The 1,183-nt window shown below is 72.4% G+C and carries 1 protein-coding gene; it reads left to right on the top strand.

All coding sequences use genetic code 11. From position 1 onward, the window contains the following. Positions 1-4: 4 nt before the first annotated feature. Positions 5-1,183, top strand: a 1,179-nt coding sequence (locus tag ACESK8_RS16140; protein WP_372969541.1) for a translation initiation factor IF-2 N-terminal domain-containing protein, incomplete at its 3' end; no start/stop codon positions are given.

Raw genomic sequence — 1,183 nt, 5'->3', positions numbered from 1 at the left:
AATTGTGGCTGGTAAACCACGCGTACACGAGATCGCCGCCGAACTCGGCGTCGACAGCAAGATCGCACTTGCAAAGCTCAAGGAACTCGGAGAGTTCGTCAAGAGCCCCTCTTCGACCATCGAACCTCCGGTGGCGCGCAAGCTTCGCGCTGCCATCGAGTCGGATGCCTCGCTGAAGGCATCCGCTGACGCGGCTCCCGCCGCGGCCAAGCCCGGTGCGGCAAAGCCCGGTGCTGCAAAGCCCGGCGCCGCGAAGACCGATGCGGCGACGCCCGGTGCTGCGAAGCCCGGTGCCGCGAAGACCGGTGGACCGACTCCCGGGCCCAAGCCCGGACCCAAGCCGGCCCCCGCGCCGGAAGAGCCCGTCGCCGCTCCGGCTCCCGAGGCTCCCGCCCCGGCCGCAGAGGCTCCGGCCGAGACCACTGCTTCGGCAGAGGCCGCGCCCGGATCCGCTGCACCGAAGTCGAACGACGGCGGCGCACCGAAGCCCGGCGCACCGCGTCCGGGCAACAACCCGTTCTCGTCGGCGCAGGGCATGGGCCAGCGTCCGGCAGGTCCGCGTCCCGGCAACAACCCGTTCGCCTCGGCGCAGGGCATGGGCCAGCGGCCGAGTCCGACTCCCGGCAACATCCCGCGTCCGCAGGCTCCGCGTCCCGGTGCCCCGCGTCCGGGTGCACCTCGTCCCGGTTCCCCCCGTCCCGGCGCTCCGCGCGGCGGTCAGGGTGGTCGTCCCGGTGGTGCACCGTTCCAGCAGCGTCCGGGCGGCCCCGGTCGTCCCGGCGGTGCCGGTGGACCCGGTGCCGGTCCCGGTGCTCGTCCCGGTGGTGGCTTCGCAGGTCGCCCGGGTGGCGGCGGCGGTCGCGGTCGTGGTCCTGGTGGAGGCACCGCAGGTGCCTTCGGCAAGGGCGGCGGCAAGAGCAAGCAGCGCAAGTCGCGGCGGGCGAAGCGGCAGGAGTTCGAGATGCGGAGCGCCCCGGTCGTCGGTGGCGTCAACGTCACCCGCGGTAACGGGGAGATCATCCGCATGCGCCGTGGTGCGTCGATCGCGGACTTCGCCGACAAGATCGAGACGCTGACCGGCTACACGGTCCAGCCCGGAACCCTCGTGACGATCCTCTTCAACCTCGGCGAGATGGCCACGGCCACCGAGTCGCTGGACGAGGCGACGTTCGAGGTCCTGGGT

The organism is Microbacterium sp. (assembly GCF_041641055.1).
Taxonomy (GTDB): domain Bacteria; phylum Actinomycetota; class Actinomycetes; order Actinomycetales; family Microbacteriaceae; genus Microbacterium.
Note: the sequence above shows the minus strand (reverse complement) of the source record. Positions and strands in the feature narration are given on the sequence as shown.